Annotated in this window: 25 protein-coding genes and 1 pseudogene; 17 read left to right on the top strand and 9 right to left on the bottom strand. The window is 61.1% G+C overall.

Annotation, left to right across the window (positions count from 1 at the left end):
• Positions 1–18 precede the first annotated feature (18 nt).
• The 3 genes from ACSQ9D_RS09635 to ACSQ9D_RS09645 are packed head-to-tail and all read left to right on the top strand — an operon-like array spanning position 19 to position 2,722.
• A complete protein-coding gene (locus ACSQ9D_RS09635) occupies positions 19–1,851 on the top strand; it encodes a DUF190 domain-containing protein (RefSeq protein WP_436282044.1) in 1,833 nt (610 codons plus the stop codon).
• Between the two features lie 47 nt (positions 1,852–1,898).
• Complete coding sequence (gene crcB / locus ACSQ9D_RS09640; protein ID WP_037063547.1) at positions 1,899–2,288, top strand: fluoride efflux transporter CrcB; 390 nt, start codon at positions 1,899–1,901, stop codon at positions 2,286–2,288.
• Positions 2,285–2,722 (top strand): EamA family transporter, encoded by a 438-nt coding sequence (locus ACSQ9D_RS09645; RefSeq protein ID WP_436282045.1) that lies wholly within the window; start codon positions 2,285–2,287, stop codon positions 2,720–2,722. The genes crcB and ACSQ9D_RS09645 overlap by 4 nt, the downstream gene beginning before the upstream one ends.
• A gap of 145 nt (positions 2,723–2,867) precedes the next feature.
• On the opposite strand, the gene ACSQ9D_RS09650 is transcribed toward ACSQ9D_RS09645, so the two are convergent.
• From ACSQ9D_RS09650 to ACSQ9D_RS09660, 3 genes are all read right to left on the bottom strand, one after another.
• Complete coding sequence (locus tag ACSQ9D_RS09650) at positions 2,868–3,200, bottom strand: hypothetical protein (protein ID WP_436283805.1); 333 nt, start codon at positions 3,198–3,200, stop codon at positions 2,868–2,870.
• 64 nt (positions 3,201–3,264) lie between these two features.
• Positions 3,265–3,396 (bottom strand): hypothetical protein, encoded by a 132-nt coding sequence (locus ACSQ9D_RS09655; protein WP_436282046.1) that lies wholly within the window; start codon positions 3,394–3,396, stop codon positions 3,265–3,267.
• 244 nt (positions 3,397–3,640) lie between these two features.
• Positions 3,641–3,958, bottom strand: a complete 318-nt coding sequence (locus ACSQ9D_RS09660; protein WP_436282047.1) for a hypothetical protein — start codon at positions 3,956–3,958, stop codon at positions 3,641–3,643.
• Positions 3,959–5,481: 1,523 nt separating this feature from the next.
• Here ACSQ9D_RS09660 and ACSQ9D_RS09665 point away from each other — a divergent pair.
• The gene (locus ACSQ9D_RS09665; RefSeq protein ID WP_436281172.1) at positions 5,482–6,447 is read left to right on the top strand and encodes a hypothetical protein; all 966 of its coding nucleotides are present in this window, start codon (positions 5,482–5,484) and stop codon (positions 6,445–6,447) included.
• Positions 6,448–6,707: 260 nt separating this feature from the next.
• On the opposite strand, the gene ACSQ9D_RS09670 is transcribed toward ACSQ9D_RS09665, so the two are convergent.
• The 4 genes and pseudogenes from ACSQ9D_RS09670 to ACSQ9D_RS09685 all read right to left on the bottom strand — a co-directional run.
• Positions 6,708–7,091: a phasin family protein gene (locus tag ACSQ9D_RS09670; RefSeq protein WP_436282048.1), complete on the bottom strand. Its 384-nt coding sequence runs from the start codon at positions 7,089–7,091 to the stop codon at positions 6,708–6,710.
• Between the two features lie 110 nt (positions 7,092–7,201).
• Positions 7,202–7,639, bottom strand: coding sequence for a universal stress protein (locus ACSQ9D_RS09675; protein ID WP_436282049.1), 438 nt, complete (start codon positions 7,637–7,639; stop codon positions 7,202–7,204).
• 149 nt (positions 7,640–7,788) lie between these two features.
• Positions 7,789–7,980: a hypothetical protein gene (locus ACSQ9D_RS09680; RefSeq protein WP_436282050.1), complete on the bottom strand. Its 192-nt coding sequence runs from the start codon at positions 7,978–7,980 to the stop codon at positions 7,789–7,791.
• A gap of 162 nt (positions 7,981–8,142) precedes the next feature.
• A pseudogene (locus tag ACSQ9D_RS09685) lies at positions 8,143–8,223 on the bottom strand (hypothetical protein); the annotation flags it as partial.
• Between the two features lie 143 nt (positions 8,224–8,366).
• On the opposite strand from ACSQ9D_RS09685, the gene ACSQ9D_RS09690 reads away from it, so the two are divergent.
• Genes ACSQ9D_RS09690 through ACSQ9D_RS09725 form a run of 8 tightly spaced genes read left to right on the top strand, consistent with a single transcriptional unit; the run spans position 8,367 to position 16,805 of the window.
• Positions 8,367–8,672, top strand: coding sequence for a helix-turn-helix domain-containing protein (locus ACSQ9D_RS09690; RefSeq protein ID WP_436282051.1), 306 nt, complete (start codon positions 8,367–8,369; stop codon positions 8,670–8,672).
• Positions 8,669–10,684, top strand: a complete 2,016-nt coding sequence (gene hyfB, locus ACSQ9D_RS09695; protein WP_436282052.1) for a hydrogenase 4 subunit B — start codon at positions 8,669–8,671, stop codon at positions 10,682–10,684. Before ACSQ9D_RS09690 ends, hyfB begins: the two co-directional genes overlap by 4 nt.
• Entirely contained in the window at positions 10,675–11,631 is a 957-nt protein-coding gene (locus tag ACSQ9D_RS09700; protein ID WP_436282053.1) for a respiratory chain complex I subunit 1 family protein, read from the top strand. Before hyfB ends, ACSQ9D_RS09700 begins: the two co-directional genes overlap by 10 nt.
• Entirely contained in the window at positions 11,631–12,296 is a 666-nt protein-coding gene (locus ACSQ9D_RS09705) for a hydrogenase-4 component E (protein ID WP_436282054.1), read from the top strand. Before ACSQ9D_RS09700 ends, ACSQ9D_RS09705 begins: the two co-directional genes overlap by 1 nt.
• Positions 12,293–13,756, top strand: a complete 1,464-nt coding sequence (locus tag ACSQ9D_RS09710) for a hydrogenase 4 subunit F (protein WP_436282055.1) — start codon at positions 12,293–12,295, stop codon at positions 13,754–13,756. The genes ACSQ9D_RS09705 and ACSQ9D_RS09710 overlap by 4 nt, the downstream gene beginning before the upstream one ends.
• A 15-nt stretch (positions 13,757–13,771) precedes the next feature.
• Positions 13,772–15,283 carry a hydrogenase expression protein HypE gene (locus tag ACSQ9D_RS09715; protein ID WP_436282056.1) on the top strand — a complete coding sequence of 504 codons (1,512 nt, stop codon included), beginning with the start codon at positions 13,772–13,774 and terminating at the stop codon, positions 15,281–15,283.
• A gap of 12 nt (positions 15,284–15,295) precedes the next feature.
• Positions 15,296–15,829: an NADH-quinone oxidoreductase subunit B family protein gene (locus ACSQ9D_RS09720; RefSeq protein ID WP_436282057.1), complete on the top strand. Its 534-nt coding sequence runs from the start codon at positions 15,296–15,298 to the stop codon at positions 15,827–15,829.
• Between the two features lie 13 nt (positions 15,830–15,842).
• Positions 15,843–16,805, top strand: a complete 963-nt coding sequence (locus ACSQ9D_RS09725; RefSeq protein ID WP_436282058.1) for a DUF4365 domain-containing protein — start codon at positions 15,843–15,845, stop codon at positions 16,803–16,805.
• A gap of 167 nt (positions 16,806–16,972) precedes the next feature.
• Here the strand turns inward: ACSQ9D_RS09725 and ACSQ9D_RS09730 are convergent, their stop codons facing one another.
• The gene (locus ACSQ9D_RS09730; protein WP_436282059.1) at positions 16,973–19,651 is read right to left on the bottom strand and encodes a cation-translocating P-type ATPase; all 2,679 of its coding nucleotides are present in this window, start codon (positions 19,649–19,651) and stop codon (positions 16,973–16,975) included.
• 368 nt (positions 19,652–20,019) lie between these two features.
• Between ACSQ9D_RS09730 and ACSQ9D_RS09735 the strand changes: the two genes are divergently transcribed.
• A complete protein-coding gene (locus ACSQ9D_RS09735) occupies positions 20,020–21,369 on the top strand; it encodes a cation diffusion facilitator family transporter (protein ID WP_436282060.1) in 1,350 nt (449 codons plus the stop codon).
• 76 nt (positions 21,370–21,445) lie between these two features.
• Positions 21,446–21,724 (top strand): metal-sensing transcriptional repressor, encoded by a 279-nt coding sequence (locus ACSQ9D_RS09740; RefSeq protein WP_436282061.1) that lies wholly within the window; start codon positions 21,446–21,448, stop codon positions 21,722–21,724.
• Between the two features lie 86 nt (positions 21,725–21,810).
• Here the strand turns inward: ACSQ9D_RS09740 and ACSQ9D_RS09745 are convergent, their stop codons facing one another.
• Positions 21,811–22,482, bottom strand: a complete 672-nt coding sequence (locus ACSQ9D_RS09745) for an ArsR/SmtB family transcription factor (RefSeq protein WP_436282062.1) — start codon at positions 22,480–22,482, stop codon at positions 21,811–21,813.
• A gap of 37 nt (positions 22,483–22,519) precedes the next feature.
• Between ACSQ9D_RS09745 and ACSQ9D_RS09750 the strand changes: the two genes are divergently transcribed.
• From ACSQ9D_RS09750 to ACSQ9D_RS09760, 3 genes are read left to right on the top strand one after another with little or no spacing between them, the layout of a single operon-like run.
• Complete coding sequence (locus ACSQ9D_RS09750; protein ID WP_436282063.1) at positions 22,520–23,296, top strand: MBL fold metallo-hydrolase; 777 nt, start codon at positions 22,520–22,522, stop codon at positions 23,294–23,296.
• A gap of 3 nt (positions 23,297–23,299) precedes the next feature.
• Complete coding sequence (locus tag ACSQ9D_RS09755; protein WP_436282064.1) at positions 23,300–24,586, top strand: MFS transporter; 1,287 nt, start codon at positions 23,300–23,302, stop codon at positions 24,584–24,586.
• Complete coding sequence (locus tag ACSQ9D_RS09760) at positions 24,583–24,861, top strand: hypothetical protein (RefSeq protein WP_436282065.1); 279 nt, start codon at positions 24,583–24,585, stop codon at positions 24,859–24,861. Before ACSQ9D_RS09755 ends, ACSQ9D_RS09760 begins: the two co-directional genes overlap by 4 nt.
• The last annotated feature ends 138 nt before the right edge of the window (positions 24,862–24,999 follow it).

Consider the following 24,999-nt stretch of genomic DNA (forward strand, 5'->3'; position numbering starts at 1 on the left):
TTGCGGGGAGGCCCGCTGATGCCGGTCGCAGAATTCGTCGACGCACGTTTCATGCAGCTCCGAAGCATGGCCAAATGGATCGCGGTGATCGGTCCGATGGCGGCCACCGTCGGAACTCTGTGCGCCTTCTTCCTCTGGGCGCTCGACCAGGCAACCGGGATTCGTTTCGACCATCCATGGCTCATCTACGGGATGCCCCTCGCCGGTTTCGTAACAGTGATGACCTACCAGCGCTTCGGCCGGGCGGCCGAGGGCGGAAACAATCTCATCGTCGAGCAGATCCATGAACCGGGCGGCGGCGTCCCACTGTGCATGGCGCCCTTCATCCTCGTCTCGACGCTGCTGACCCATCTGGTCGGCGGCTCGGCGGGCCGCGAGGGAACGGCGGTCCAGCTCGGCGGCAGCATTGCGGGCGCTTTCGCCAAGCTCTTCCGGCTCGACCGGGCGGATGTCCGCATTCTGCTGATGGCAGGCGTCGCCGCCGGCTTCGGAGCGGTGTTCGGCACGCCGATCGCGGGTGCGATCTTCGCCCTCGAGGTCCTGACGATCGGCCGGATGCAGTATGAAGCCCTCATTCCCTGCCTTATGGCGGCGATCGCCGGCGACTGGACCTGCCACGCCTGGGGCATCGAACATATCCACTACCATATCGGCTTCCTTTCAGGGACTGGAGACGCCGTCGGCTTCCACCTCGACGCTCTGCTGCTTCTGAAGGTTGGAGCAGCGGGCGTGGCCTTCGGTCTCGCGGCCCGATGCTTCGCCGAAACCTCCCATGTCATGTCGTCGGTCTTCAAGACCATCTGCCCTTATGCCCCGATGCGCCCGGCGATCTCGGGGCTGATCCTCGTCGGCCTCGTCCATGTACTCGGCACCCGCGAATATCTCGGCCTCGGCGTCTGGTCGCCTAATCCGGCCGACGCGACGATCGCCGGCTTCTTCGATCCGGCGCATATCCACTACTGGAGCTGGCTATGGAAGGCGGTCTTCACCATCGTGACCCTCAGCGCCGGGTTCAAGGGCGGTGAAGTGACGCCGCTGTTCTTCATCGGAGCCGCTTTGGGCAATGCGCTCGCGGGTCTTCTCGGCGCTCCCGCCGATCTCCTGGCCGGGCTCGGCTTCGTCGCGCTCTTTGCAGGAGCGACCAATACGCCGCTGGCCTGCATGGTGATGGGGATCGAGCTCTTCGGATCGACACATACCGTCTACATCGCCGTCGCCTGCTTCCTGGCCTATCTCTGCAGCGGCCACTCTAGCATCTATCTGTCGCAGCGCCTCGGCATCCCGAAGACGGCCGCGGCGAACGACATCCCGCCGGACGTATCCGTCCGCCATCTCCGTGATCTCAAAGCTCAGGCGATCGGCGACTTCGTCGGCCGCGTTCGCCTGCGCTCGATCAAGACCTCGTCGACCAGCACCCTCCCCCCAGAAAAGGTGATCGCAATGACACGCCACAAGCTTGCCCTGAAAGAAATCGGCATGGTTCGCATCTACATGAAGCCCCGCGAGAAGACACCGGGCAGCGGCGGGCGGATCTTCGGCGGGCGACCACTGTACCGCGAACTCGTGATGCAGGCGAAGACCGCCAGCATCATGAACGCCACGGCCCACCACACCCATTTCGGATATAGCAATGGCGGCAAGCTCCAGAACGAGGGCTCCGAGCTCCCCAATCCGGATCTCACCATGTGCGTCGAACTCATCGCGCCCCGCGACCAGCTCGAAGCTTTTTGCCGGACGCAGGGCGATCTTCTCAAGGGCAAGGTCGTCATCTACAAGCATATCGAGCATTGGGACGTCGTCGGACATGATGCCGGCACCGAGGAAGCACTGGAACAGGAAGCCGTCGCCTGACGCGGCACAGACTCGACTGAGTGGCGGGAACCTGAAAGGCACGACCCATGGCTTATGTGATTGTTTTTCTGGGTGCCGGAATTGGTGGCGCAGTTCGCCACGGCGCCAACCAGCTTGCCGCACACCTGTTCGGCATGGGATTCCCCTATGGGACGCTGGCCGTGAACGTCACGGGCTCGTTCTTGATGGGCGTCCTGGCCGAATATTTTGCAATCCGAGGCGGGTTTTCGCAGGAGCTTCGGCTCTTCCTGACGACGGGGATGCTTGGTGGCTTCACCACCTTCTCGACCTTCTCGCTGGATTCGATCAGTCTCTGGGAACGCGGCCAATGGGGTGCCGGCGCAGCCTATGTCGCGTTCTCGCTTCTACTCTCGCTTGGTGGACTGTGCGCCGGTCTCGCGATCGTCCGCTTCCTCGCTCAGGGGCAGCCCGCATGAGAAATCTGCTTCTTTTTTGGCCCTTCTGGGCGCTTCTCTCCGCCGGGTTCGCGGCCTTGACGGCAATCTTCGCCAAGGTCGGCATCGAGAACGTCAACTCGGACTTCGCGACATTCGTGCGCACGATCGTCATTCTCCTTGCCGCCGGTCTAATGGTTTACGTCACCGGCAACTGGCAGGAGCCATCGAGCGTGTCGCCGAAGAGCTGGGCCTTTCTCGTGCTTTCCGGTTTTGCCACAGGAGCCTCGTGGATCTGTTATTTTCGAGCGCTCAAGCTCGGCGACGCCGCTCGTGTCGCCCCGATCGACAAGCTGAGTGTCGTGTTCGTGGCGCTGTTTGCAGTCCTGTTCCTCGGCGAACGGTTGTCTTTGCCGAACTGGCTGGGTGTTGTCATGATCGCCGGTGGCGCAGTGCTGATTGCCTATCGTGCTTGAGACAAGCATCTGGACAGGGAGGACGCTGTGGGTGGGCGGCACTGTATTTGGGAGAAGTGATACGCGTGGTTCCCAGACGACGGCATGAAGATGCATGGCATCGTCACCCGCCATTCCCGGTCCTTGGTTCGACGGTCTACCTGCCTTAGAAGCTCATTGGCGGAGCAAGGAAGCAACGAACTCTGTTTTCGCTGGGAAACAAGCAGAGGTGATAAGCCCCGTCGGGCGACTCCAGTGCTTGGCTCTGCGGGATCAGGAAGACGTGCTTGCGCGTTGCTAAGCGGTGATCGCCAGGCAGAAGCGTTACTTCATATCCCCCCGCGCGGGGACGAACAGTCTTGGACGGAATTCTCTGGCAATCGCCGCTGGTACCGTCTCCGTTGCAACAATAACGGGTGTAAGCGAAGCCCGATGGCGCGTTATGGGCGTCAGCGGCAGCAGCAAAAAGCATCACCATCCCCACAAGTATCATTCGCATGGCGTCCTCGCTTTCAAATGTGCAATTGTTGAACTGGGCGGCATACAGCGCCGATTGGGGCACACTATTCCCTTCCATCGAATGGATCGGCCAGCGCCGCCACCGGGCGACTGATTGGATACTTGATGACGGAGACCTTCTCCGCGAGCTTGACGTCGCCGTTTTCCTTGAGAAGAGCACGGAAACTCGGGCGCATGCCTGCTGGCCATCAGCTTCGGCGGGATGTCGTGCGAAGCCACGCCGAGATCGTCGAGCGACTGTACGCAGCCGCTCGGGACTATCGCGACGACGGCAAGCGCCAGCCGGCGAAGGCGTCGCCCACCCCGGTCTGTTTGATTCAAAATGTTCAACAACGAAGATAGACCACTGAGGTGGCTTGCAAACATAGACACGCGCAAGGTCATGCCCTTCCCTTTGGTCGGAAATTCGAGCGAACGAGATCAGACGGAAGCGATGGGAGGACGTTGCTCGACAGGTTCGAGAGCGCCTGCAAAGGCGGCCGAAGCGACGACGCCAAACGCGACGGCTTTGGGCTGCGAATAAAGGACTTCTGGCGCTTGTGCGACGATGCCGTCCTGCTGGCAGTGTGCTCCCCAAACAGATCGGCCGTCACCGCGATGGTGTCCGTCGGAGGTCGTAGCGACACTGACGACGAGCCGGTCGGCGTGCGCACGATCGACAGGCTCGGCGATGCAGGGCGCGGCAAGCGAACCCAGCAGCATCATGGTCGCGATAAAGACGTTGATCAGCAGCCGCATCGACTCGGTCCTGCGCAGGGTCGTTCGGGGAGGTCGGCATGTCCGGGAAGAAGAAGCCCGCCCGTTCCAATATCGCTCTTGTTCGAGGGCATCGTCTTCGCCCGAAACCAGGGGTGCGCTCCCGTGTTTTTGAGAAGGGCCGATCGTCGGCCATCCGCGATTTTCCCCTAGGCGGCGATCACTTCCACGATCCGGTTGCTTGGAAGCTGGAAGTAGTCGGAAGGATCGATCGCGAAGCCGCCATGGCGACGAACAGGCGGTCGAGTGCGGGACCGGCCGTCTCGCCTATCTTCCCTCCGTCATCGCCGGCTCGGCGAAAACCGGGTGCCATTGTCGCTCATGCAACGGGGCCAACTTGACGTATCCTCTCCAGGGCGCAGACGGATCCTTACGGAGGTCTCCCATGTTCGCCAGCATCAAGGAATGGTTTGGTTTCGGTCACGCCGATCACGCCTATGGCCACAGCCACGGCTCGCACGCACATTCGCATGGCGTCGCCGGCATATGCACGGTGTCGTGGATCCGAGCATCGCATCTTCGACAGCTTTCGCTATGGACTGGCGACCCTTCTCATGTGCTGCCCACATCTTCGTCCCTATGCCCATATTGCCCATTGGTGGGTCGAAGATATCGAGAACTACGGTGACCCGTCAGGCTTGAGGAGAAGAGAAGGTGCAGTCCTATTTTGGCGCTTCCGGCCTCGACCTGCCGTGACGAATTCTCTCCCCAGCCCGCTGCCATGAGCGTATGATGACGGAGTGCCAATGATCCCCGTCTTTGGCACTCTTGGGACGACTTCAGGTTACCCTCCACACGCCTGAGGTCTTCCTGGCGTCCTGTCGTTCAGGGCAGGACGGGTTGAGGGGCCAGGTTCATGACAGCGATCCCCTGCGCGTACGCCTAGCTGCGGAACCTCCCCCTCGATTTCTTGCGCTGGGGGCTTTGGTCCAACTAGCGATCCCGGCAAATCGGCGCAGTGTGATTGTTCTGACCCGCTGGAGAGCCAGGACAAGAACGGAAGCTTTAGTGCACGTTGCAGCAGACCTCGCCGAGGGCTTCCCTTCCAGAGCCTCGCTTTGATTTAAACCGTCCCGAGGGCGGGCTGATAATTAGCTCCGTGATTGTGGCGTTGCTGCTGCCTGGCGGTGTACGTTAGCTCGGCTCCATCGAGCTTGAAGCCGGCAACGACCTCGCGCACTTGGGGCACGTCGTTGACGAAGAGAATGAACGCACCTTTGACGCGCCGAAGACACTCGGCAATGTAACCCCTTTTGCTAACTCATTTCATCATCGGAAAACTAACGCATGGTGAAGAAAAGCTTCGTTTATCTACGCCCAGCGCCGGCATCGATTGCTTGGGATCAAGCAACAGAGATTCGTTAATCAGTTCAATTAGTTGGTATCTCCACAAGGACGGTGCAATTTCTATGTTGCATTGCATCATGGGCCAAAACCGCGTAGCTTCTGGGCGGGCTGTGGAATGAAAGGCGCCGTGGGACACGCTATTCGCATAAGGAGATCAGATGCTTGATACGCCTAAATCCAAGCCGAAAGACCTCGAAGCAATTGCCCGCACTGGTGGGCCCCTTCGTCGTATGGCAGCGCGCGTACCCACCTACTTAACGGACCTGCGGGAAAATCCTGCCTGGCTGCCGATGTTCCTGTTGGCCCGCACGATACCTTTCCGTCGGGCACATTGGCTCACCGCCAAACCTGTTCCGCCCTCAGCGACAACAGCACCATCGATGTTTGGGGAGATCAAGGCGGGGGAAGTCGCGTCAGAACTGAAAAGAATGGGGATCTTCACCGGCCTGACACTACCTGCATCGATCCATGAGGAAATCGCCCGCTTCGCGCATGAGACGCCGTGCTTTGGTAATTTTGACCGCAAACTGGAGTTTGTCGCCGGAGAGCATGCTGAAGCCGAACGTCGCTTCGGGCGCACCATCTTAAGCGGTCATCATTTCGAACGGGTCCTACAATGCGAGGCAGCCCTTGCCGTTCAGAAAGACCCGCTACTTCTTGATGTTGCAAGGCATTATCTTGGCGGTGAGGCGAAATTGATTACCACTCGCACATGGTGGAGCTTTCCGACGAAAACGGCTTCTGAAGCCGATCTAAGTCGGGCCTCGTTCAAGTTCCATTTCGATCTCGATGACTGGCGGATGCTGAAGTTCTTCTTCTATCTGTCCGATGTCGATGCCGATGCAGGCCCGCACGTCTACGTCCGAGGCAGCCACAATCGTCGGCGAGTAAAGCACCAATTGACGCTGCTCGTGGGCCACCCAGCCGAGGAAGTTCTGGGCTTTTATGGTGACAGTAATGCCGTCACGTTGACGGGAAAGGCCGGGTCCGGTTTTGTCGAGGACCCCTTTGGTTTCCATATGGGAACCTTGGCGAAGAACACTCCGCGTCTCATGATGGAAGTCGGATTTGGCGTATCCAAGCCGTCAAAGCGACGTTATCACGGTGAGCCAGTGATACGATAATCGATCAAGCTCTCTCCAGCCGGCCCGATTGGGCCGGCACCGACCGGTGGGTGGCGCAAACCAGTCAAATGGTTGATATGGAAATCTCCATTCGAAGAAATTAACAAATCTACAGGAAAGAGTGGGCATCAACTTAACTTGTGCTGCGTCGATGAGATCGCGCACTGAACCGGGAGCAAAGCGGCGGGTTCAGGACTGCGGCATTCACCATCCGCACTTTGACTCGGTCAAAAAACCGATTGCACTGTGATCTGACGCGCTCAGGCGAGCGATCTCGCCGCCATATCCTCGAACGTCGTTTTGGCTTCCTCGCTCACGCGTGTGGCTGTTTGAGAAGCCAGCCTCGAGCCGATCATGGCCATTCTAGCTGCTTCATTTGCGTATTCGGCGCTGGCGTTCTGGACGAAGTTGCTGACAACGTCGAACGCGTCTTGGTATTCGAGGCTTTTGGTAAGATCGTCCATCAGTTTCATATCCTGTTCGCAACGGTGCGTAAGGAACTCCAAACTCTCGATCTGATAGCGCATGACAGCCCTGAAAGCGTGAGTCTGAAAACGAACTCCAGCGCCAAATACCTGCTCGGCGCTCGCAACCGCCGGCAGATAGAACAGCCCGAAAGGCGGGTATTCGGTCCATGTTGTCATAATTCGATCTCCACTTCTTTATCCATGGTCGTGCTGACAGGAAGGATCGTGTCCAGGCATTCATCGAGAGGCTAGTATTTCGCACGCCGAGCCGGGTCGCCCTGCTGAGGCTAGCGATAGACGAGAACCGGAATCCGCGAATGGCTCAGCACCTTGGCTGTGACGCTGCCTATCAGGAGGCTAGCGACGCTCCCGCGACCATGCGATCCCGTTGCGATCAAGTCGCATCCATTCTGTATAGCAGCGGCGACTATCGCGGTGTGTACCTGATCGCTCTGAACTTTCACTGTGTGGCTGACGACACCCTGAAGACGCGCTCGCGCTTCAACGTCACTCAGGAATTTTGTGGCCTGTGCGTCTGCGAACCGATCGTAATCATCCTTGGCAATCGTAAGCTTCTCACTATCCGTCGTAAAGATATGAAACGGTTCGATTACGCAGACGAACACGACCGACGCCTTGGCGTCTCGAGCAAAGGCGACAGCGTTCTCGGCGGCTGTCTCGGCAAGCTTCGACCCATCTGTTGGAATGAGAATGTTTGTAAACATTGGAAACCTCCCAGATCGGTGACCCGCTTACAAAGTCCTCGAGCAGCGGTCTTTGATTCTCATCAATCTATTTCGGAACATTCGGTTGCGGCGAAATGCTAAGGTCGAACTGCGCCTCGCTGTGGTGGGACATGGTAGACGCCGACTGGCTAGCCGTCTCCATTGCCTAGCGGCGCAACAGCCTTGTTGATCTCCAGTACACTGAGAACCTGATCCACGAGTCTGTCCGTGGCTAGTGCCACATCGAGCTTCAGCCATCCGGTCTCCGCCGTTTCTCTCGCCAGTTGATCGGCGAGAACGTCGAGCGTGGCGTCGGAGGGACCACCGCTGCGCGTTGCCACACACTGCCAAAGCACACCGGCTCTGCCTGCAGCCAAAATCCTGAAATTGGTGCCCGCTCTCGGCCCGCGGCTTCCATCATACGGCGGTTAGCAGCATTGTCGAAGACCAGCATGGGCTTTTCCGCTCTGGACGGGGTTCCCATGGCGGCGGAGCGATCGACCACGTCCAGTCAGGAGATAGCCTTCAAGCCATCCCTGGCACAGGTGCTCGCTGAGGATCTCCACGACACGAACGTCGAAAGACGGAGATTTCCCGACTCTCCAACACGAAATCTCTGCATTTAAGGCTCTGCATCGAATACATCAAAATTCTAATTTGAGACATCACTAAATATATTGTATGCTGCAAATATCAGGGCTCATGCAAGATAGGCGATCGTTCAATCGTGATCACTGCAGCTCAGATGCGGGCTGCAAGGGCCCTCCTCGGCATCGATCAGCGCCAACTGGCCGAGCGGGCGGGAATTTCGGTTCCCACGGTCCAGCGTATGGAAGCAAGCGTCGACGTCGTTCGCGGCAACGTGGAGTCGCTGATGCGGTTGCTAGCCGCTCTGGAGAGTGCCGGGATCGAACTCATCAACGAGGGGGCTGCCAGCAATGACGGCGGACGAGGGGTCCGGCTGAAAACGAGGCCGCTCGAACACAGGACAGGAACATCACCCTCCCCCAGTAAGGCGAGGTCGCGTTCATGACATCGCTCGTTGTCATCCTGTCATGCATTGCCATGTTTCTGGTGACGGGGGGGCTCGCGGTTTTGATGAGCCGGTCGCACCGGGCGACCCCGGCAATCTACGGTCTGAGCCTCCTTCTCTCGGCCATTGCTTTCGTGACCAGCCTGACGCATCTCGCGACACCTTTCGTTAACGCGCCGACCCTCGTCCTTCCCATCGGCCTGCCGTGGCTCGGCGCTCATTTCCGGCTCGACGCGCTCTCGTCCTTCTTTCTCCTCGTGGCCAATCTCGGCTGTCTGCTTTCCAGCCTCTACGGTCTCGGTTACGGCCGGCACGAACACGCGCCGCACCGAGTGCTGCCGTTTTTTCCAGCCTTCATCGCCGGCATGAATCTGGTACTGCTGGCCGACGATGCGTTCACTTTCCTGATCTCGTGGGAATTCATGTCGCTCGCCTCGTGGGCACTGGTGATGGCGCATCACCGCAATGCCGACAATCGCAGGGCGGGTTATCTCTATATTGTCATGGCAAGCTTCGGGACGCTGGCTCTGCTGCTTGCCTTCGGCCTGCTTGCCGGACGCGACGGCGCCTACGGTTTTGCCGCCATGCGCGCGGATGAACATGCACCGCTCACGGCAGGCCTGGTCCTGATCCTCCTGCTGCTTGGCGCCGGTTCCAAGGCGGGGCTCGTGCCCTTGCATGTCTGGCTGCCTTTGGCCCATCCCGCCGCACCGAGCCACGTCTCGGCGCTGATGAGCGGCGTCATGACGAAAATCGCGATATACGGCTTCATCCGAGTAACCTTTGATCTCCTCGGGGCGCCGATGTGGTGGTCGGGGCTCATCGTCCTGCTGCTGGGCGGAGTGACCGCGGCGCTCGGCATCCTACATGCCTTGATGGAACGCGACCTCAAACGCCTGCTCGCCTACAGCACGATCGAGAATATCGGCGTAATATTTGTCAGCCTCGGGCTGGCACTGGCGTTCAAGGCAAACGGCATGGGCCTGGCAGCGGCGCTGGCTCTGACTGCGGCCTTGTTCCACGTCTTCAACCATTCGCTCTTCAAGAGCCTCCTGTTCTTCGGCGCGGGTGCCGTTCTGACGGCAACCGGCGAGCGGGACATGGAGAAGCTCGGCGGCCTCATCCATCGCATGCCCGTCACCAGCTTCGCCTTCCTTGTCGGCTGCGTTGCGATTTCCGCCTTGCCGCCGTTCAATGGATTCGCCTCCGAATGGCTGGCCTTCCAGGCGATATTGCAAAGCCCCGATCTGCCGCAATGGGCGCTGAAGATCGCCGTGCCGGCCGTCGGCGGCCTGCTGGCCCTGTCGGCTGCGCTGGCGGCCGCCTGCTTCATCAAGGCCTTCGGCATCACGTTTCTCGGCCGCCCCCGGACCCCTGCGGCGAGCGTGGTCCCGGAAGTGGATCGTTTCTCGCTTAGCGCGATGTGCGTGCTCGCGAGCCTGTGCCTGCTTGCCGGCATCCTGCCGGGAATCGTCATCGACGGTGCGTCGCCCGTAGTGCTTTCCTTGATCGGCGATCGGATGCCGGTGCAGATGGACATCCCGTGGCTGTCGATCGTACCGATCGCTGAAAGCCGCAGTTCCTATAACGGCCTGCTGATCTTCCTCTTCATCACCGGCTCGGCCTCTGCGACGATCTATATTGTCCATCGCTACGCCTCGCGGACGCTTCGTCGTTCTGCCGCCTGGGACTGCGGTTTTCCCGAAAGCAGCCCTTGGACACAATATACGGCGGGCAGTTTTGCCCAGCCCGTCAGGCGCGTCTTCGGCACACTCGCCATGCGTGCCCGCGAGCGGGTCGACATGCCGGCCCCCGGCGATCTCAGGCCGGCCGCCTTCTCCGTCGAGCAACACGACCTGGTCTGGGAAGGGCTGTATTTGCCGATCGCGGGCGCCGTGGGGTTCGCCGCCGAGAAGCTCAACCGCCTGCAATTCCTCTCGATCCGGCGCTATCTGAGCTTGGTCTTCCTTGCGCTTGTTCTCCTGCTTCTGGTGCTGGCGCTATGGTCATGATCTCCGCTCTTCTCGTTCAGGCTTGCCAAATGGCACTTGTCGTGCTGCTGGCGCCGCTGCTGACCGGTCTCATCCGCAAGGTCAAGGCGCGGCTGCTGCGCCGGCAGGGCCCTTCGCTGATCCAGCCTTATCGCGATCTCCTGCGGCTGTTTCGCAAGGAGGCCGTGGTGGCGGAGAACGCCTCCTGGCTGTTCAGGGTGGCACCTTACCTGATCTTCGCCTCGACATGGGTGGCGGCCGCCGTTATCCCGACATTCGCGACCGGCCTGATCTTCAGTTGGACGGCCGACCTGATCGCGATCATCGCCCTTCTGGGCAGCGCGCGGTTCTTCCTGGCGCTCGCCGGCATGGATGTCGGCACCAGCTTCGGGGGCATTGGTTCAAGCCGCGAGGCGATGATCGCGACGCTTGCCGAACCTTCGATGCTGCTCATCATCTTCGCCCTGGCGCTCGTTGCCGGCTCGACGCAGCTCTCGACGATCGCCGCATTCATGAGCTCACCCGCCGTGGGTTTGCGGGTTTCGCTGGCGATTGCGCTCGTTGCCCTCGTCATGGTGGCGCTTGCCGAAAACGCCCGTATTCCGGTCGACAATCCGGCGACCCATCTCGAACTGACCATGGTGCATGAGGCGATGGTGCTCGAGTATTCCGGGCGGCACCTCGCGATGATCGAATTGGCAGCATCGCTCAAGCTGCTCCTCTACATTTCACTGATTGCCTGCATATTCGTGCCGTGGAAACTTGCGGCCGCCGAAGCGGGACCGGCCGCCTATCTGACGGGGTTTCTCGCCTATCTCGCCAAGCTCGCGATCGCGGGCGCGCTTCTTGCCCTGTTCGAAACCTCGGTTGCCAAGATGCGGGTTTTCCGCGTGCCGGAATTCCTGGGCGCTGCGCTCATGCTTGCCCTGCTTGCCACCCTCCTGCGGTTCGTTTCGAGGAGCCTGTGATGAATGGTCCGGTCTTCGACATCGCTCACATGCTCGCCGGCGGGCTGGTGCTGGTGAGCATGATGATGCTCTACCAGGATCGCCTCTACGCCCTGCTCAACATGTTCGCGCTGCACTCGCTGGTGCTGACGCTGTCGGTCGCCTGGCAGGCTTTCGTGCAAGATGCGCCGCATCTCTACGTGACCGCGGCCATCGCCCTCATCTTCAAGGCCATCGTCATTCCGGTGGTGCTCCATCACATGATCCGCCAACTCGGCATCCATCGCGAGATCGAGACGGTCGTCGGGATCGGCTCCACCATGCTGGCGGGCATCGGGCTCGTTGCGCTTTCGATCGTGGTCATGCTGCGCGTCACGCCGCAGGCCGATCCGCTTGCCCGCGAAGATCTCGCCTTCGCCCTCTCTGTTCTGTTGCTCGGATTGCTGATCATGGTCACGCGCCGCAATGCGGTCAGCCAGGTCGTCGGCTTCATGTCACTCGAGAATGGGCTGGTGCTTGCCGCGACTGGCGCCAAGGGCATGCCGCTCGTCGTCGAGATCAGCGTGGCCTTCTCGATCCTGATCGCCTTCATCGTCATCGGCGTCTTCCTGTTTCGCATCCGGGAACGGTTCGATACCGTCGATGTCAAGGCGCTCGACGATTTCAGGGGGAGGAGGCGGAAGTGAGCGCGCCATCCCCATTGCTCGCCTTCGATGCAGTGGCGGCGGTCCTGCTGATCCCGGTCGTGGCGGCGGCACTTCTGGCTATTTTGCCCGGATACAGGATCACGGCGCGGCTCAATGTGCTTGCAACCCTGCTGACGCTGCTCGCCGCCCTTTCCCTGTTCGTCACCGAACGGCCCGAGCCGGGACAATATCTACTCGTCGACGATCTCAACATCGTCTTCATCGTCCTCAATGCCTTCGTCGGGTTCACCACCAGCATATTCAGCGCGAGCTATATAGCGCACGAACTGGGTACGGGGCGGCTGACGCCGGCGAACCTGCGTTTCTATCATGCCATGTATCAGATCATGATGTTCGGCATGAACCTCGCCTTCGTCTCGAACAATATCGGGCTGATGTGGGTGGCGGTCGAGCTTGCAACGCTGACGACGGTGCTGATGGTCGGCATCTATCGCACACACGAGGCGCTTGAAGCTGCCTGGAAATATTTCATCCTCGGAAGTGTCGGTATCGCCTTTGCACTCTTCGGCACCATTCTTGTCTATCTCGCCGCACAACCGGTGGTCGGCGAAGGTTATGACGCCATGGTCTGGACCATCCTGGTCGAGCATGCCGCCGCCTTCGATCCGGCGCTCCTCAACGTCGCCTTCGTTTTCCTGTTGCTCGGCTATGGCACCAAGGTTGGCCTTGCACCGCTGCATGCCTGGCTGCCGGATGCGCATGCCGAGGGGCCGACGCCAATCTCGGCAGTGCTTTCCGGCCTTCTGCTGAACGTCGCGCTCTATGCCGTCCTTCGCTTCAAGATTCTGCTTTCCGTCAGTCCCGAAGCGATCGCCGCCGGACCGCTGATGATGACAATGGGGCTCACGTCGCTGATCTTTGCGGCTTTCATGCTCTACCGCCGCCGCGACATCAAACGCCTGTTTGCCTATTCCTCGATCGAGCACATGGGCATCGTCGTCTTCGCGTTCGGCCTCGGCGGGCCGCTCGCCAATTTTGCCGGGTTGTTGCACATGGTCATGCACTCGCTCACCAAATCGGCAATCTTCTTCGCCGTCGGCCATGTTGCTCAGATCAAGGGAACCCAAAGACTTTCCGCCATCCGGGGCCTGACGGAGACGCATCCGGGTCTGGGCTGGGGATTGCTCGCCGGCGTCGTCGCCATTACCGGTCTGCCGCCAATGGGGATCTTCATGAGCGAGTTCCTGATCGTCAGCTCCACCTTCGCCACGCATCCGCTGCTCGCAATCCCGCTCGTTTTCGGGCTCCTGGTGGCATTCGGGGCCCTGCTTCTGCGGCTGACCGGCGTGGCCTTCGGCCAGCCGCGGGGCAGTTTCGCTCCGGGCGAGGCATCCTACATTCCGATGTATGCGCATCTAGCGCTGGTGCTCGGCGCCGGCATCTACCTGCCGCCACCGCTGGTCGCCTGGTTCCAGCATATCGCCAACCTTCTGCGATGATTGGGGAGATTGGGTATGCCGATGCTAAGCAATGTCATGAAGGCAAGCCATTCCGCCCCGGCACACCAACCCTGGCCGCGCGTTGTTGTTGACGTGCCTGCCTGGATTTCCGTGGCCGGGGCGCTTCGGGACGGGCATCTGATCCTGCTTGGCCTCTGGGGAGAGAGGGACGCCGTCCATATGGCGTTGCTCGATGCGTCCGATGCCTCGGTCGGCGTCGTGAGCCTCAATGAGCTGGAGGGCACTTATCCCTCCATTGCAGGATATCATCCCCCGGCGCTCCGATTGGAGCGGACGATCCGCGATCTCACCGGCCTCGAACCGCAGGACCTACCGGATACCCGGCCCTGGCTCGACCACGGGCGCTGGGATATTCGCTTCCCGCTTGGGCAGGCGGTGTCTCGAAGTTCGGAGGCCGTGCCCTACGCGTTTCTGCAGGCGAAGGGAGAAAGCCTGCATCAGATTCCGGTTGGCCCCGTCCACGCCGGCATCATCGAACCGGGACATTTCCGGTTCACGGCCAATGGGGAGACCGTCGTGCGCCTCGAAGAGCGCCTGGGCTATGTGCACAAGGGGATCGAGACGCTGATCTTGGGTGCCGAACTCGGCAAGGCGGCTCAGCTTGCCGGCCGGACATCCGGAGACAGCACAGTCGCCTATGCCTACGCGTTCTCACGAGCCGTGGAAGCGGCACTTGGGATGGAAATCCCCTCGCGTGCGGTCTGGCTGCGGGCGCTCATGGCCGAACTCGAACGGCTCGCCAACCATCTCGGCGATATCGGCGCGATTTGCAACGACGCGGCCTTCTCGCTGATGTTGGCCCATTGCGGTGTGTTGCGTGAGCGGGTGCTGCGGGCCGCAGACGTCGCCTTCGGACACCGACTGATGCGTGATCGCATCATCCCCGGCGGCGTTGCCGTCGATCTCGAAGACACCGGCATTTCCGCCCTGCGCGGCTTGGTGTCGGAAATCCGCCGCAGGTTTCCCGCTTTGGTGGAACTCTACGACAATACCGCGTCGCTGCAGGACCGGACGGTCGGGACTGGGCGCGTCGTTGCGGAGCTTGCCCGCCAATATGGTGCAGGCGGTTATGTCGGGCGCGCGTCCGGCCGCGATTTCGACGCGCGGCGAAATTTGCGCTATTCGCCCTATGACGAGCTTGCCTTCGACGTGCCGGTCTTCAGCGAAGGCGACGTGAATGCGCGCATCTGGATCCGCATCCGGGAGGTGGAGAACAGTCTGTCCCTGGTCGAGCAGATATTGGACCGGATCCCGACAGGGCCAGTGCGGATCGAGGTCCCGGAAAATGCAGAGGCGCGGGAAGGCATGGCGGTCGTTGAAGGCTTTCGGGGCGACGTGCTGATCTGGCTTCGGCTTTCCGGAAACAGGATAGAACGCTGCCATCTGCGCGATCCCTCGTGGTTCCAGTGGCCGCTCCTGGAGGCTGCCATCGAGGGGAATATCGTCGCCGATTTCCCCCTCTGCAACAAATCATTCAACTGCTCCTATTCCGGCCATGATCTTTGAAGGCAGGCCACCATGCGCAAGCTCCTTTTTGGAAGTCTGATCCGACCGCCGCTAACCGAACCGCCTCCAGGCGTCTCCGACGCCGCGATGGAGGAGCTCGCGACCTCGATCGACAAGGCTGCCCGCAGGCGGCTCGGTCACAGCCTGTCGATCCGCGCCGTCGATGCCGGATCCTGCAACGGCTGCGAACTCGAAATGCACGCGCTCAGCAACGCCTTCTATGATGTCGAGCGTTTCGGTATCCGTTTCGTTGCCTCCCCGCGGCATGCCGACGTTCTGATGGTGACGGGACCGGTGACCGGGAACATGGGCGAGGCACTGCTGCGGACCTATAATGCCACGCCCGATCCCAAATGGGTGGTCGCGCTCGGCGGCTGCGCCCGCGACGGCGGCTGCTTTGCCGGCAGCTATGCTGTCCTCGGCGGAGTTTCGACGGTTGTACCGGTGGACCTCCATATTCCGGGCTGCCCGCCTTCTCCGACGGACATCCTCAAAGGTCTGCTCGCGCTGCTTGAGCAGGTGAACAAGGGAGGCCGCGTTTCGTAACGGCAATCTTGCAATGCTTCGACTTCTCGGCGCAGGGCTCATCGCGATTGGAACCTGGCTCCAAGCAGCCTTGAGGTTCTTTTCGGCCGTTCGACATTGGATCCTGCCGCCAATACCACCACGACGGCTGCGCCATGGGAAAAGAGCGCACGACCAGACGGATCTGGCAACGCGCGTCGCAATCGAGGCGATCGAGAAAGTATTCGTCCGGGACTTCAAATGGTCCTTCCGCCGTTTGCAGGATACGAGCATCGGCATCGATGCACGAGCCGAAATCCTCGACGGCGGTTGGCCCACGGGCAGATTTCTGCCGCTGCAGATCAGGCTGATGCCGTCCCGAACGGACAACGGCGGCTACCGCCATCACGGAGAGAAGGGCCACTTGGACTACTGGAGGAGGCACGCATTGACGGTCTGCGTGATCCTAGCCGACCCTGAATCCGGGCTGATGCGGTGGCAACTTATTGAGACGGAGCGATACGCGCAAGCCGACGGCAAATGGTCGATCACCGTTCCGGCAGATAACACGCTGAATGCATCTGCCAGGCTTTGTTTCGAGGAAGCCGTGCCTTCCGATCCCGAGTCCTTGATGCGCTTAGCCTTTGCGCTTGATCGGCAATTGATGGAAGAAGTTCGGGACGAGATAACTTTTTTTGTATGGGACGAGTGGAGCGATGCAACTGCGATCTTCAGCAATCTGCGCATCTTTTTCGGCGAAGGCCCGGAGGAAGAACCGGATGAGCAGATCGACTATCACCTGCGCGCCCGCAGTCTCCATGAGGTCATGATCAAGCTCTTCCCCTGGGCAAACTATTCATATGCCGAACCGATAAGGGAATCTTCCGGGGGGTGTGCAGTGCACATCCTGGAGGTCGATCTCAGGCTCGAAGCCTACGCCTATCTCGATGCCGAAGAGTTTCTGGAGGCAGGTTATCCCGATGAGGAGGAGCCAAATGCACCGGAGTCCGAAGATTAGTCAGCGGGAGTTCAGCACTAGGATTCCCCGGCCTATGGTCGGCGGCGTCGTCCGCGAGCGGACGCCGCTGCGAGTATCTTAGTCCTCCAGAATTGCGCTTATTTGCCGTACATCCGGCAAGCCACGAAGCGCCCTCGCAGCAAAGGGATAGCGCTCACCCGTTAGTGTCACGCTCGACGGCTCAGGCCAAGCCAGGTCTGTATTATGAAGAATGGCAGCAAGCTGCAGGTGATGGCAAGGACCCAGCCGGCCGCACCGACAGAGACAATTCCGAGCGGCCCAACCAAAAGAGGTATGTTCACGCCGGCAAGGAGCAATACAAGGCAGAGTGCAACGGCCATCCATACGAACCGGTTCTCGGTTACGCTGTTGCGCCAGAACCGGCTTCCATGGCTGCGCATGTTAAAGACATGCCAGAGTTGAGCAAGGGCAATGGTGATGAAGGAAACGGTTGTCGCTTCCTGGGTAGAAAACCCAAGCCAAACCACGGAGACCGTCAGTGAAATAAGCGTGGCGGCGGAAATCAGCGCCCCGAAGAACCCGATCGCGAGCCATTGTGCGGTTGAAACAATAGCTTCCTTCGGCGGCCGTGGTGGACGGGAGAGCACGTCGCCTTCGCCCTCGCCGGTAGCGAGGGCGAAGGCAGGAAAGACATCGGTCACCAGATTGAGGAAAAGGATTTGCAAAGGAAGCAGAGGCAAAGGCAGTCCGGCAAGGATCGCAAGGCTGACGACGAGCACCTCGGCGAGATTGCAGGAAAGCAGATAAGCCGCAAAGCGCCGAATGTTGTCGAAGATGACCCGCCCTTCGCCAACCGCATGCACGATCGTCCGGAAGGCATCGTCCAGAAGCACAATATCGGCAGCTTCGCGCGCCACGTCGGTGCCGCGTTGGCCCATGGCAATGCCGATGTCGGCCTTGACCAGTGCCGGCGCATCGTTAATGCCATCGCCTGTCATCGCTACCACGTCGCCTTCGCGCTGGAATACGTCGATCAGCTCCAGCTTCTGTACGGGACTGACGCGCGCGAAGACGTGGTGACGAGCAATCACTCGGCGTCGTTCTTCATCTGAACCGGCGATGGAGGACAACCAAGCGCCGGTCAGAACCGGCGCGCCGGGTTCCGTCATGCCGACCGCGCGGGAGATGCTGAGGGCGGTGCTGGGATGGTCGCCGGTTGCCATAATCACCCGAATGCCTGCCCCACGCAGCGAGGCTATAGTCGCCGCGATATCGTGCCTCGGCGGATCACGAAAGGCGACAAGACCGAAGAAGATCAGGCCGTCAATGATCGGCTGATCCTTGGCCGCTTTTGGATGAACCGCAACGGCGAGGACCCGCAGCCCTTCCGCAGCAAGCCGCTCGGCATTGGCTAACCAAGCCGATCGCATGGCCTCATCCAAAGGCTCTTCTTGCGTGCCGATGCGGTCGGCCGCCTTCAGAACTTCCTCCGGCGCGCCTTTCACGGCGGCAAATTGGCCATCGCCGTGGCTATGCACAGTCGCCATACGCTTGCTTGCCGCGTTGAAGGGGTGCTCGCCCACTTCCGGATAAACGTCGATCTGCCGCCGGCGTTCGAGGCCGGCGAAGCTGCCGGCGCGCAAAAGCGCCACCTCCATTGGATCGCCGGTACCTGATCCAGCCTCGCGGTCGTAGTCTGCATTCGAGCAAAGAACGCCAATCAACAATGCCCGCATCAGCTCCGGATCAGAGACCGGATCGACGGCGATCCCGTCCTTGAAGATCGCGGCGCTTCGATGATCAATCGAAAACTCGCCGGACACTGTCTGGATTCGCTCAACTTCCATTCGGTTCTCGGTCAGCGTGCCGGTCTTGTCAGTGATGATGAGCGTGGTGGATCCCAGCGTTTCGACCGCGGCGAGGTTTTCGACGAGCGCATGCTGCCTGGCCATCCGAAGCATGCCTCGGGCGAGTGTGAGTGTGGCAACGACAGGAAGACCTTCGGGGATGGCAGCCACCGCGAGCGCTATTGCTGTTTCCACCATCGTAACGGTTGGGCTTCCAGAATAGACTCCTATCCCCGTAAGGACAGTAGCAAGCGCCAGAGTCGCCCAGACAAGCTGACGCGACAGCAATGCGAGTTGCCTCTCCAGCGGCGATTCTCCGTGTTCGGTCTCCTCGACAAGCTTAGTGATCCGACCAAGTTCAGTTGAGAGACCAGTGCCAGTAACGATAGCCTCGGCGCTGCCACGCACGACATGTGTACCCTTGAACAGCATGGCGCTTCGGTCGTGCAGTCCGGTGGATTCCGGGTTGGGGTCGGTGCCTTTCTCAACAGGGAGGGATTCCCCGGTAAGGGTTGATTCATCGGCACATATGCCTGCGCAAGTAATGCAACGCATATCGGCGGAAACCACATCGCCCGCATCAAGGAGGACCACATCGCCAGGTACAAGCTGATCCCCTGGAACCTGCTGCACACGGCCATTCCGGCGCACACGTGCGCTGCGACCGCCAAGCTTCCGTAACGCCTCCATAGAGCGCACCGCTCGCCGCTCGGTGTAATATCCAATTGCTGCATTGATCACCAGCACTGCGGCGATCGCCGCGGCCTGCTTGTGCTCGCCAAAAAAAAGCGAAAGTGCCATCGCAGCAGTCAGAAGCCCGACCACGGAACTGGCAAACTGCCGACATATCAGACTGATCTCAGAAACTCGACTTCGCACCGGAAGAAGGTTAGGTCCAAAACGGCTCAATCGCTGTTCGCTCTCATTCTGACTGAGCCCGACAGCGGGATCGACGTCGAGAACACCTGCAACGGCGGCCACCGAGAGCGCATGAGGATCGAGCACTGGAGAGGCGGGTGGACCTATATTTGTCTGCACGTCAAGATCCCCCTTGATACGGCAAATCCTGTCTTTCTCGAACCGGGGCGAATAGGACTTAGCGCATCCTATGACCACCGTACCTCGACGGGAGGTTTGTCGCCAATCGCTTCATTTGTCGTGTGCATCCGAGCCACGAACAGCGTCGCTGTAAAAACGTGGCCGACGGATCAAAAGCGGTCCGCACATCTATCCCGACGAGCACTTTAGCAACGACGACCTAGCGGGTCTGCAGGAACCGTTCTGGGGCAACCACCGCAAGGAATACCAGACGGAGTGCTGATCAAAGTTCCCCGTCAGTCTTCAACCAACTTGACGTATCCTCTCCAGGAGGATAGGTGCTGACAACATCCCGATAGAGGTCTGAAATGTTCCCCAGCATCAAGCAATGGTTCGGCTTCGGCCACTCCGACCACGGCCACAGCCATGGCCATGGGCCGCACGGCCACTCGCATGGCGACGAAGGGGGACACGGTCACACGCACGGCGTGATCGATCCGAGTATCGCGTCTTCTGAGCGTGGCATCTGGGCGATCAAGTGGTCGTTCGTCATTCTGGCGCTCACGGCGGTGCTGCAGCTCGTCGTCGCCTTCTATTCGGGAAGCGTGGCCCTGCTGGCGGACACGATCCACAACATCGGGGACGCCGCGACAGCCATCCCGCTCTGGATCGCCTTCACTCTAGTCAGACGGAAGCCAACCCCCACCTTCAACTACGGTCTCGGCCGGGTGGAGGACTACGCAGGCCTGGTCATCGTCCTCATCATTCTCTTCAGCGCGATCGTTGCGGGCTACGAGGCTATAGATCGCCTGATGAACCCGCAGCCGATCACGCAGCTTCTGGCAGTCGCCGTCGCGGGCGTCATCGGCTTCATCGGCAACGAGGCGGTCGCCATCTTCCGCATCAAGGTCGGCCGCGAGATGAACAGTGCAGCCCTCGTCGCCGACGGCTACCATGCCCGAACCGACGGCCTCACCAGCCTTGCCGTCGTCCTCGGCGCGTTTGGCGTCTGGATGGGTTTCCCGCTCGCCGATCCGATCGTCGGCCTGCTGATCACCATCGCGATCTTCGGCATCGTCTGGCAATCGGCGCGGGCCGTCATCACCCGTAGCCTCGACGGCATCGAACCGGGAACGGCAGAGGAGGTCCGTCACGCGGCCGAGCACGTGAAGGGCATCGAAAGCGTCGTCAATGTGAAGGCGCGATGGCTGGGCCACAAGCTACATGCCGACGTCACGATCGCCGTCGATCCGTCCCAGACGGTCGCCGAAGCGAACGCATTGGTCGTCGCTCTCCGGAACGAGCTGAACGCCCATCTGCCAGCGCTGGCAACAGCGACCATCCAACTCGATTCCGGCAGCGCTCTTGCGGCAGTCGACGATCGTGGACACGGACATCATCATGCGCCCGCTCCGTTCACGGTGAGTTCTCCTTTGGCGACCGGACTGATCGAGATTATCGATACTCCCGAGGGCGAGCGCATGCGGCTTTCGATCTCGAAACACGCGCGTGGACTGCAGGCGGTCGTTGAAATCACCCGCAAAAGCGGCGTGGAACGGCTGCCCCTCCTCCCCTCGCCGGTCGATCCTCACGCACTGCTCAGCACAGTCGCTCCAGCGGAGCCGCACGAGTTCGACGCCGTGTTGAAGCTGATGGCGGGCATCGAGGTGGACGACCTCACCTTCCGCATGGAAGAGCCGGAAGGACATCATCACTGACCTTCCCACAGCGGGCCTGGCGGCGTAACGTCCGTCGGCCCGCGAGGCGATGGATTCTGGACTGGAAATGGACACGATGACCGAACCGCACACGCATGCCACTCATCCAGAGATTGTCAAGCGCCTGAAACGTGCCGAGGGCCACCTGCGCAGCGTCATCGCCATGATCGAAGGCGAGAAGCCATGCCTCGACATCGCCCAGCAGCTTTCGGCCGTGGAGAAGGCGATCGTCAACGCAAAAAGGACCCTGATCCAGGATCATCTCGACCACTGCCTCGAAGAGACTGTCGGGCCCTTGCCACGCGACAAGCGACAGTCGATCGATGAGTTCAAGACGATCACGAAATATCTCTAGGTGATCTGGACATCGCCGCGTCCGGAGATTCTTCCTCATCTCCTTCGCCGCCGCGACGATTCTCGGCACGGCGCACCGCCCGTCCTTCATCGGCTCGCCGCTTCGATCGGCAGGCCGGCGGCCTTCCACTCCGGATAGCCGTCCTCAAGGCGATGAACGCGATAGCCCCGCTCCCGCAAGGCGGCGACTGCCTCGAAGGAGAGGACACAGTAAGGGCCGCGGCAGTAGGCGATGATCTCTCCGTCGGCAGGGAGCTCGCTTAGGCGGCGCTCCAGTTCGGCGAGTGGGATATTGAACGCGCCCGGAAGATGCCCGAGCGCAAATTCGTCCTCCGGTCGCACGTCGAGAAGCGTGACAAGGCCGTCCTGCAGCCTTGAGAGCAGATCGTCCCGCGAGACAGCCTCCAGCGCGTCGCGGGCGCTGAAGTAGTCGGTCATGACGCGGTTTACCTCGGCGACGTTGCGTTCGCCGACACGGCCGAGCGCCTGCATCAGCGCCACCACCTCAGCCTCACCAGCAAGTCGATAGAGCACGTGTTTGCCACGACGTTCGGTGTCGACCAGCCGCGCACGACGCAGGATCTGCAAATGACGCGAGGTATTGGCAAAGGTCAGGCTGGCGCGGGCGGAGAGTTCCTCGACGCTGCGTTCGCCCTGGGCCAGGTGCTCCAGCAGCTCGAGCCGGTGCGCATGCCCCAGCGCCTGCGCCACTTCGGCGAGACTGTTGTAGATCGCTTGTTTTGGTCCGGTGCTTGACATGGGTCCTCGTCAATGAAACATTCCGCAGAATGATTGAATGTTCTTAGCTCTTCCCGATAAGGAGTGCAAGCCCGTGATCCTCCGCCAGTTCCTTCACAAGAACCCCGTCGGCATCTCCTACCTCTTCGGCTGCGGCGGCAAGGCGGCTGGGGCCGTCGTCGATCCGGTCGGCGACATCGAGCCGTATCTGCGCGCGGCCGAAGCCGCCGGCATGCGCATCCATTTCGTCATCGATACCCACGTCCATGCCGACCATCTCTCGGCGGGGCGGCAGCTCGCCGAGGCGTCCGGCGCCGAGTATGTCCTTGCGGCGCACGCCGACGTTTCCTTTCCATTCAGGGGAGCGCGCGACGAAGAGGTGCTGCCGCTTGGCAACGTCGTGGCAAAGGTGCTGCATACGCCCGGCCACACGCCGGAGCACATCTGCCTGCTCGTCAGCGACCGCACGCGGGCGGAGGAGCCGTGGTTCGTCATGACCGGCCACACGCTGATGGTCGGCGATCTCGGTCGAACCGAGCTTGCCGTCAGCGCCGAACAGGGGGCGAAGGACCTGTTCCGCAGCGCCAGCCGCCTCAAAGGACTCCCCGACTATCTCGACGTGCTGCCCGGCGCCTATGCTGGCTCGGTCTGCGGCCGGCGTCTGAGCGGCAAGCCGTGGTCCACCATCGGGTTCGAGAAGCGCCACAACGAGGCCTTGCGGATCGAGGACGAGGCCGCGTTCGTCCGCTTCATGCTCGCCGAGATCCCACCGGCACCACCGGAGGCCGCGGCACTGCGCGCCGCCAACTCCGGCCTCGCCGCCGCGGCGGCCTGATCGATGGGCGAAGCGGCGTCGGCAAAAACGACAGGCTCGTCGGTCAGGCTCGGCCTGAAGGAGAACTGGCGGCAGTTCGCGCTGCTCGTCCTGATCAACTCCTTCGTCGGCGGCATGGTCGGGATCGAACGCACGGTGGTGCCACTGATTGGATCGGAGGAATTCCATCTCGCGTCGACCACCCTCATCGTCTCCTTCATCGTCAGCTTCGGCGTGATCAAGGCCTTCGCCAATCTGATCTCGGGCCAACTCGCCGACACCTGGGGACGCAAGCGCGTCCTCGTGTTGGGATGGCTGGTCGGATTGCCCGTGCCGTTCATGATCATCTGGGCGCCGCGTTGGGAATGGGTGATCGCGGCCAACGCCCTTCTCGGCATCAACCAGGGGCTCGCCTGGTCGATGACCGTGATCATGAAGATCGATCTCGTCGGACCGAAGTCGCGCGGCCTGGCCGTCGGCCTCAACGAGTTCGCAGGCTACCTCGCCGTCGGCGTCACCGCGTTCCTCACCGGCTATCTCGCCTCGCAATACGGACTGCGGCCAGTACCGATCTATCTCGGCATCGGCTACGCGGTCCTCGGCGCCCTGCTGTCGATCCTGCTCGTCCGCGACACGCGCGACCACGTCCGGCTGGAGGTCTCCGGCCATCCGCAGCAATCCGCGCCGCTCAGCTTCCGCGAGGTCTTCGCGCTGACCTCGTTCCGAAACCGCAATCTGTTCGCCGCTTCGCAGGCCGGTCTCGTGAACAATCTCAACGACGGCATGAGCTGGGGCATCTTCCCGCTGTTCTTCGCTTCCTTCGGCCTCGGAGTCGAGCGCATCGGCATCCTCAAGGCGATCTATCCGGCGACATGGGGCATCCTGCAGATCGCCACAGGTCCATTGAGCGACAGATGGGGACGCAAGGGTCTGATCGTGGCGGGCATGTGGATGCAGGCCGCCGGTCTGTTCCTCACCGCGGCGACGGCCCGATTCGAGTGGTGGATCGTCGGCAGCTTGCTGCTCGGGCTCGGCACGGCCATGGTCTATCCCAGCCTGATCGCCGCCGTCTCCGACGCCTCGCATCCGACCTGGCGCGCCCGCTCGCTCAGCGTCTACCGGTTCTGGCGAGACCTCGGCTACGCGATCGGCGCGCTCTCCGCCGGCCTGATCGCCGACAGCTTCGGGCTGTCATGGGCGATCACATCCATTGCCGCATTGACGTTTTTCTCCGGTGCGGTCGTCGCCATCGCCATGCGTGAGACGGTCAAGGATTCGGGCGCCCCCACTTCATTGGAGAACAGCGCATGACATCGATCTATCTCGACCACAACGCGAGCACGCCGATCGATCCGACCGGGCGGCGGCCATGCGGCCGTTTCTCGATCAGGCCTTCGGCAATCTGTCCAGCGGTCATTGGGCGAGCACGCCGGCGTAGGCTGCGCTGGAGCACGCCCGGAGCCAGGTCGCCGGACTGCTCGGCTGTGGTCCCGACGAGAAGCGAGGCCAACAACCTGGCGATCAAGGGCACGTTCTTCGAACGCAGGCCGAAGGGCGTGCACATCGTAGCCGTCCAGGATAACTAGCCACCCACAACGCGCCTTCGTCTAGGGCGCGCTTCAGCTAAGATGAAGCCTTTAGCTCTAGCCTTCATTTGAAACTTGATGCTCGCTCTACAGGGATACCACTTCACTTGGCGCGGTTAGTCCAGCGCGCTTCCTCCC

The sequence above is a fragment of the Rhizobium sp. LjRoot258 genome (assembly GCF_964254185.1).
GTDB lineage: Bacteria > Pseudomonadota > Alphaproteobacteria > Rhizobiales > Rhizobiaceae > Rhizobium.